This is a genomic window from Petrotoga miotherma DSM 10691, assembly GCF_002895605.1.
GTDB lineage: Bacteria > Thermotogota > Thermotogae > Petrotogales > Petrotogaceae > Petrotoga > Petrotoga miotherma.
Map to the genome: position 1 here is coordinate 1 of NZ_AZRM01000051.1, position 7169 is coordinate 7169.

At 34.4% G+C, this 7169-nt stretch carries 6 protein-coding genes; 2 read left to right on the top strand and 4 right to left on the bottom strand.

Annotated features, from left to right (window positions below; genetic code table 11):
• Positions 1-105 precede the first annotated feature (105 nt).
• Both zwf and pgl read left to right on the top strand, forming a co-directional pair.
• Positions 106-1668: a glucose-6-phosphate dehydrogenase gene (zwf, locus tag X928_RS08695; protein ID WP_103079379.1), complete on the top strand. Its 1563-nt coding sequence runs from the start codon at positions 106-108 to the stop codon at positions 1666-1668.
• Complete coding sequence (gene pgl / locus X928_RS08700) at positions 1649-2347, top strand: 6-phosphogluconolactonase (protein ID WP_103079380.1); 699 nt, start codon at positions 1649-1651, stop codon at positions 2345-2347. The genes zwf and pgl overlap by 20 nt, the downstream gene beginning before the upstream one ends.
• 81 nt (positions 2348-2428) lie before the next feature.
• On the opposite strand, the gene X928_RS08705 is transcribed toward pgl, so the two are convergent.
• From X928_RS08705 to X928_RS08720, 4 genes are all read right to left on the bottom strand, one after another.
• The gene (locus X928_RS08705) at positions 2429-3709 is read right to left on the bottom strand and encodes a glycogen-binding domain-containing protein (protein WP_103079381.1); all 1281 of its coding nucleotides are present in this window, start codon (positions 3707-3709) and stop codon (positions 2429-2431) included.
• 28 nt (positions 3710-3737) lie between these two features.
• The gene (locus X928_RS08710; protein ID WP_103079382.1) at positions 3738-5120 is read right to left on the bottom strand and encodes a hypothetical protein; all 1383 of its coding nucleotides are present in this window, start codon (positions 5118-5120) and stop codon (positions 3738-3740) included.
• A 10-nt stretch (positions 5121-5130) separates the two neighbouring features.
• Positions 5131-5850: a hypothetical protein gene (locus tag X928_RS08715; protein WP_103079383.1), complete on the bottom strand. Its 720-nt coding sequence runs from the start codon at positions 5848-5850 to the stop codon at positions 5131-5133.
• 68 nt (positions 5851-5918) lie between these two features.
• A complete protein-coding gene (locus X928_RS08720) occupies positions 5919-6689 on the bottom strand; it encodes a hypothetical protein (RefSeq protein ID WP_103079384.1) in 771 nt (256 codons plus the stop codon).
• Positions 6690-7169 lie beyond the last annotated feature (480 nt).

Below are 7169 nucleotides of genomic sequence, written 5' to 3' on the forward strand. Positions count from 1 at the left end.
CGGGGCGAAGGGGCGCTAAAGCAGACTAGATTTAACTAATTAAAGTAGTTTTTAGTGTTTTTAAGGACAATAAAATATGCTATACAAAGAGGTGGAAATTAGTACATGGAACAAATAACAAAACATCTTTCAAGAAAAAATATTTGTGAAGAAATAAAACCTGGAGCTTCTTCTTTAATTATATTTGGAGCCTCCGGGGATTTGACTTTTAGAAAATTGATCCCTTCTATATATACGTTGTTCAAAAAGAACCTATTGCCTAATGAATTTTTCTTACTGGGAATAGCAAGATCTAAATTCACTGATGAGGAATACCGCCAAGAAATCAAAAATAGATTATTGCAAGAAAACGAGGATAGCTATATAATTTCAAGGTTTGTTGAAAAAGTTTTTTATACTTCAGGTTTTTACGATGATGATACCCTTTATTTGGAATTAAAAAATAAATTAAATTATTTGGATAAACTCTTCAACACCCAAGAAAATCATCTTTTTTATCTTTCAACACCACCAAATGTCTATTTAGAAATAATTAAACGTTTGGGAAAATTTAATTTGACCAAAGAAAGCGAAAATTCTTATTCAAGAATAATTATAGAAAAACCCTTTGGCAGTAATTTTAACACATCAAAAGAATTAGACGAAGAGCTTCATAAGTATCTAAATGAAACCCAAATATACAGAATTGACCATTATCTTGGTAAAGAGACCGTTCAAAATATAATGATGCTTAGATTTGCAAACATTGTCTTTGAACCTATTTGGAATTATAAATACATAGATAACGTTCAGATAACCGTAGCTGAAACATTAGGTGTTGAACACAGGGCGGGTTATTTTGAACAAGCTGGCTTATTAAGAGACATGTTTCAAAACCATATGATGCAGCTTTTGACTCTGGTAGCTATGGAACCACCAGCATCCCTTGAAGATACAAGCGTTAGAGACGAAAAAACGAAACTATTGAAGACTATAAGGCCTTTTGAAAAAGACAAGATAGACGAATACTTTGTAAGAGGTCAATACATTGATGGAATGATAAATGGTAAAGAAGTTTCCGCTTATACAGAAGAAAAGAATGTTAATCCAAACTCCTTTGTAGAAACATTTGTAGCGGCTAAATTTTTAATCGATAATTGGAGATGGAGTGGGGTACCTTTCTATTTAAGGGCAGGAAAAAGGTTGAAAAGAAAAGTTACAGAAATCGTCATAATCTTTAAAGACGTTCCCCATTCAATATTTGCTAAAAATGATATAACCTTAGAAAAAAATGCTCTCATTCTAAATATACAACCAGACGAAGGGTTTTCACTGAAGATCCAAGCCAAACAACCCGGTTCCAAGCTTTGTTTAAATACATTAACTATGGATTTCAATTATGACGAATTCTTCAAATTCAAAGGTCCTGATGCATATGAAAGGCTTCTTTTGGACGCCATGTTGGGTGATCAAACACTTTTTGTAAGAAGTGACGCTATGGAAATTTCTTGGAAAATCTTCACCCCTGTTTTAGAAAAATGGGAAGAAGAAAAACATAATGGGCTGAGATTATACAAAGCTGGTACTTGGGGACCAAAAGAATCTTTTGAGTTATTAGCAAAAGATAATAGAAGTTGGCGAAACTTAGACTTTGAAAGTGAGGATTTATATGCAAGCAAAGTTTTTTGAAGATCCCCAAAAGTTCCACAAAGAGACCGCAAACCTAATTTATAAACTGTATAAAAAAAGCATAGAAGAAAATAAATTATTCACCTTAATGCTCTCAGGCGGAAGAACACCACTTCCTGTTTATGAAAAATTGGCATCAGAGTACAAAAATAAAATAAATTGGGAGAAAGTTCACATTTTTTGGGGAGACGAAAGATACGTCGATCAAAGAAGTGAAGAAAGTAATTTCAAATGGGCATACGATTTGCTAATAAGCAAGATTAATATTCCTACAAATAATGTACATAGGATAAAAACAGAACTACCTATAGAAAAAGCATCACAAGAGTATGAAAAAGAAATAATCAACTTTTTTGGAACACAAAATCCCGTTTTTGATTTAATACTACTAGGAATAGGAGAAGATGGCCACACAGCATCTTTGTTCCCTTCAAGTGACACTTTAGAAGAAAATACAAAGTTATTCACTGCCACACCACCATCTGGAACACCAAAAGTACCGAGAATTACCGCCACGTACAAATTGCTGAACAACGCAAGAAATATCCTTTTTCTAAGTTCATACAAAGGGAAAGAGAAAGTAATAGATGAAATCCTAAACCACCCTAAGATAGCAGAAGAAAAATTTCCTGCTGCAAAGGTTAAAGTTAAGAATACTTATTTTTTCATAAAAATATAGGGACTGTTTGACAGTCCCTATTGAATTGATAATTATCAAAAACAAAGATCTCTTTTTGTATATGTAGAAGGGAGAGATTAGCTAAAATTCTGCAACCATTGATATCGAAAGGTACTTATCCTCATCAAAAGTGGCTAAATCTGTTGTATCTATTATATTTCCAAATAATAATATTAACTCTACTGGCATTTCTTCATTTGCTGCTTTGAGGTTAACGTTGTATCCTAACTTCTCATCTGCGTTGTAGTAAACATCTCCACCAATTCTAAAAGATTCTAAGAACTCGTAACCACCACCAACCTTAAGGGCATAAAAATTGTTGTTTTCCATTTCATAATAAACAGCTGCATTCAAATCAAAGCTTTGATAATTTGCTTTGGCTTCAGCGGTTACGTCTTTAGTTGAATTTGAATATTTCATCTTAACAGAAAAAGTATCTTCTTTTTCGTAACCTACTGACACGTTATCGAATTCAAAATCTTCGAGATCGACTTCAGCGTATAAACCGAATGCATCAGCCCTAACAACCAAAGAAGTGGCATCCACGGTATCGAACAAAGCACTTAGAGCATAATCGTCTGTAGAATAAGAACCAAAGATTCCAGATTTAAACTTATCATTTTGGGAAAATAGATCTATTCCTAAGTCAAAATTGTTCCAATTTAAGAAAATAGTAAAACCGGCTAGACTCTCTTCTGGATTTTCGTAATCAAAATTATATTTTGGATTTACTTCTGTTTTATAAAATGCACCCAAAGAATACATATCTTGTAGCCATAACGCTTTCATACCGTAAACCTTAAACTGGTAGTTGAGAGATGAAGCCCCTATTTTTAATTGCAGATCAGCATTTTCAATATCTGGATTTATACTCAATATAACCTCATTCGAAACAACTGGATCGCTTAAAAACCCTGTCTCTTTCTCTAATTTAGCTTTTAAATTAAATTCATATTCTCCTGAAATAATGGACGCTTTCTCTGCTGCTGCTTCAGCCGCGGGCGCAGCGATTTGCAACTCTCCATCCACTAAAACCAACTCAAAGGAAGAGTTCCTTCCTCCATATGGGTCTGGCACGTAATCAGGAGATTCCGGATCCTCGTACCAATCTGTGCCATTTACTACGTATTTGTATTCATAAACACCTGGTTGTAAATCATTTGCCACATAAATCCAAACTCCATCACTGTATTCCATTTCCCAAGCGGTCGTACTCCAGTTATTAAAAGACCCTGCTAAAAATACCGTATCAGCGGTTTCATTTTCATATTCAAAAACTACCTTGCCATCTTCAACATACACCTTAGAGAAAGAAACCACTACCAACAAAGAAAATAAAAGAACAAAAACTATTTTTTTCATCTTTCCACCTCCATATTCTCCCTATTTTTTAAAAATTGAAAGTAGTAGTAACACCTATTTGTTTTTTAAAAGATAAAACATTGTCAAAGTCGCCATTACCTATATAAAATTTGATATTACCTTTTGGCACATAATAAGTGATCTCGCCGTAGGCAGTGAAATATTTCTCGATGATCCCTTGTATATACTGAACTTTTGCCATAGCGGAAAATTGATCAAAGTTCCTTGAAATATCTGCATAATAAAGTTCTCCCAACGATTGAAAAGATTCTTCTGAAACTGGATTACCAAAAGCATATTTAATATTACCTTTAAAATCAAAAAGGTCATAATTCCCTTCTAAATACAACCTAAAGGGTTTGTATGAGGTAATTTCACTCCAATCATCCTCCCATCCTCTCTTGTAAATTGATGCTTTGTAGGAAGTTAAAAATGGGATAGAAAGATCTTGGCTATAGGTAATTGACATTTCTGATCCATCCATCACGAAATCGGAGAAGGTACCATCGAAATCTCCAGATACATACAACTCTAAATTGTCGATGTATAAATTAGTTCTAAGTCTATCTATATAGGTTTCGGTGCCAAAATCCAACTCCAATTTATTTGTCAATCTTATATCGTTGTAGGAACCCTCCAAATAAATGTTTTCCATCAAACTATCTGGAGAATATCCTCTGTAAAAATCATCTGAAATGTATGTTGTATTGAAATTATACTCAAATTGACCTAATTCTCCCCTTACCCCACCAAACAAAAGATAATTATCTTCTATACTATAGGAAGCATTTTCCACATCTTGTTGATAAGAAAGAACGACTTCTCCGTACGGTTTTACACCTTCAAAAGTTCCAACATTGAAATCAAATCCCATCATCTCATAATAATCAGATGACTCGTTTTTGTAATCTTTTAAGTATAAGACACTTGAATTTACTCCGCCAAGCTCGGGAAGCCTATAATTTAACAAATTAAAAAGATACCCACTTTTATCTACCGCATAGAAATTCATATTACCAAAGTTATCCAAATCGGCATACAACTTTAGACCATTCACAGATCCAACCTTTTCATTGTTGATTATTTTCAACCAATCATCCGTTGAGACACTTTTTCTGTTCCAATATGTAGTGAGATCTAAGTTCTCTAATTCGTATGTAAATTCAGAAGAAGAAACCCACAACTGATCGCTTGAATCCTTGTTTAAATTGAATTCGCCACGTAAGCCTTCACCAAAGAATTTAAAATATAGATCCGCTTTGTTGAAAGAATCATAAAACGAAGCTTCTTCTTCATCAGATAAATCATAATTTAAATTTAATTCTACACTTCCATTGAGATTAACACTTCCAAAAAAAACGGTTGTAATTACAATCATCAAAAAAATTAATGGAGTTTTTTTATTTCTCACCAATTTCACCTCACTTTTCTTCAAACTCTATGTAACTTATCTTAGGATAAAATCTAACGGTAAGTTCATTAGTGTTGCTTTTTAAAGTATAAACTGCATCGTCAGACTGATCAGAATAAACTTCCCCGTTGAATATCATATGCCAAGGTTGCCAACCTGGAGTTGGTTTTATCTTGTATTTTATTGTATCATTCGCTTTGAACTCTTTGCTGATGGTTGCAACTAAAACATCTCCTTGCCTTTCAAACTTTATTGCATCCTCATCCCAAGTTTTTGCTCCCCAATTTCCTGCCAAATACCAATCTTGCAATAATTTGGTATCATCTCCAACACCTACTGCTTTACCTTCTTCCATCTTTGCTTTATCTAAGTAAATTGTTATTCGTTCCAAATTATTATTTTCTACTACGTCCTTCCAAATAGGTATCGAAGCAGATGCTATATTACCATCACTTTTAACGTAGAGAATCTTGTAATAGCTTAACTCAAATATCGCCCCTCCTTCATCTATTTCTTCATAGGTAAGATCTGAAGTGGGTATGGTGATTGTATAAAGCCCTAAAGTTCCATCGTAAGTTAAAAGATCATCCGTAGTAGGTATATTGTTATTTTTTGAGTAACCCAAATAAATCCCTGGATCAAGGGTAATATCGAGTAAGTTCATCATACAACCAGATAAGGTAAATACAACGAGAACGCCAAGAAGTACATAAAAAATTTTCTTTTTCAAAAAATTCACCTCCGTTATTGAAAGAAGAAAGCCCCGAAGGACTTTCTTCTTGGTTTTTTAGTACTCTGTTACTGAGCCCAACTTTCTACAACGTTTACAATTGTCGCATCATCGGTTAAAATAATTATTCTGTTCTCAAGATATCCACCATCGGCATTTCCTTCAGGAGTAGTCCAATCCTCAGATAGTGTGAACTTATATTCTCGTACGGTATAAGAGGTAGTTGTTGCCTCGGTTGTATAATACCCAGTATCTGCATCTTTGTTCAAAGTTATTGAGCTATTCCAGTCCCCATTCAACCCTTTCATATATATTGCATCGCCCTCAGTTCCTTCTGGTACATGTACAATGAAATTAACCGTTACTTCTTGCTGCAAATCAGTATAATCGATGGGATCCATCCCTTTCCAATTAAGAACGACCTCCACAACATCACTTTCAGGAGCTACGTCCAACCTTCTATTTTTGTATCCAAAATCATTTCCATTTGGATCTGCTTCTTGAAAATCCCAACTATCATCGTAGGTGTACTTATAAAATACTGGATAATCCTCATCGTCGAACAAAGTCGAAATATCGAATTCTGCATACATTTGTTCCCCTTCTACTTTTATTTCAGATGTTGCTGCAGAAGTAAATTCGAAGTTATTGTAACTTCCCACTAAGTAAATAGTAGTGGCGGTTGCTGGAGTTGATTCAGGAAGATACGCTTTTAACAGAACTGCTTCTTCTTCTGGTGGTTCTTCCGGTTCTTCTTCCGACTGGGTCGGTAAACATCCAAAAAGCACAAAAACACTTAAAAAACTTACTAACATAACTACTAACCACTTTTTCTTCATACTCATAACCCCCTCGTATAATATGTATAGTTATGAAACTTAAAAAATGGTACTAAAAATCTGTCTTTTGATCTTTTTTATTATTTCTTTTGTAAAGAGATGCCCTAATGCTAAAATAGTACCAGGATGATTAGCGAGGGAAGATTCCTTGCCCCCCTGCAAGGCCTTTTGGCCGTTGCCTAAAAAGCTTGTTTCCTGACTTAGCAGTCAACTTGCTAACCGATTACTGCATCACCCCTTGATTAGGCCATCAGCAAGGCTATTTTTCATTGGTGGATGCTCATAGAGCGCGAGGTTGCCTTTGGCTGCTAAGATTAGGGCATCTCTTTCTTTCATCCTTTATCTTTTTTCGAAAGGTGGTGAAATAACTATGAATTACGACGTTTTATCTACTTTGTTTGTCGGTATCGATGTGAGTTCTCTAACTAATACAGTTTGTGCAATTGATTTCCAAAGCAATAAACTCCTTGATTTTGATAC